This window comes from Pseudomonas sp. UYIF39 (genome assembly GCF_029963765.1).
GTDB lineage: Bacteria > Pseudomonadota > Gammaproteobacteria > Pseudomonadales > Pseudomonadaceae > Aquipseudomonas.
Genome location: NZ_JALBYU010000067.1, coordinates 1 through 1,151, shown reverse-complemented (window position 1 = coordinate 1,151; position 1,151 = coordinate 1). Strand labels below are relative to the sequence as shown.

The 1,151-nt window shown below is 64.6% G+C and carries 1 pseudogene; it reads right to left on the bottom strand.

The features are described from left to right. A pseudogene (locus tag MO767_RS30815) lies at window positions 1-1,151 on the bottom strand (glycine dehydrogenase); the annotation flags it as partial.

Sequence of the window (1,151 nt, the reverse complement as noted above, 5' to 3'; positions counted from 1 at the left end):
GCGTTTTTCAGCGGGTTGTCGTCCTTGTCCAGGGTGCCGTTTTCCACCGCGCGGATTTCTTCGCGGATGCGGATCATGGCGTCGCAGAAGCGGTCCAGTTCTTCTTTGGATTCGCTTTCGGTCGGCTCGATCATCAGCGTGCCGGCGACCGGGAACGACATGGTCGGGGCGTGGAAGCCGAAGTCGATCAGGCGCTTGGCGACGTCATCGACGCTGATGCCGCTGCTGTCTTTCAGCGGGCGCAGATCGAGGATGCATTCGTGCGCCACCAGGCCGTTGCTGCCGGTGTACAGCACCGGGTAGTGCTCTTCGAGGCGACGGGAAATGTAGTTGGCATTGAGGATCGCCAGTTGCGAAGCGCGCTTGAGACCGGCGCCACCCATCATCCGAATGTACATCCAGGTGATCGGCAAAATGCTCGCGCTGCCGAACGGTGCCGCGCAGACCGCGCCTTCCTTGCGCTCCATGGTGCCGTGACCCGGCAGGAACGGCGTCAGGTGCGACTTGACGCCGATCGGGCCGACACCCGGGCCGCCACCGCCATGCGGAATGCAGAAGGTTTTGTGCAGGTTCAGGTGCGACACGTCGCCGCCGAACTTGCCCGGGGCGCAGAGGCCGACCATGGCGTTCATGTTGGCGCCGTCGATGTACACCTGGCCGCCATTGTCGTGAACGATGCCGCAGATTTCGCGGATGCCTTCTTCGAACACGCCGTGGGTCGACGGGTAGGTGATCATCAGCGCGGCGAGGTGTTCGCGGTGCTCGATGGCCTTGGCGCGCAGGTCTTCGATGTCGACGTTGCCGCGGGCATCGCAGGCGGTGACGACCACGCGCATGCCGGCCATGTTGGCGGTGGCCGGGTTGGTGCCGTGGGCCGAAGACGGGATCAGGCAGATGTCGCGACGGTCTTCGCCACGGCTCTGGTGGTAGGCGCGGATCGCCAGCAGACCGGCGTATTCACCTTGCGAACCGGCGTTCGGTTGCAGGGAGATCGCGTCATAACCGGTCGCGGCGCAGAGCATCGCTTCCAGTTCGTCGGTCAGCTGCTGGTAACCGGCGCTTTGCGCGGCCGGGGCGAACGGGTGCAGGGCGCCGAATTCGGCCCAGGTCACCGGGATCATTTCGCTGGCGGCGTTGAGTTTCATGGTGCA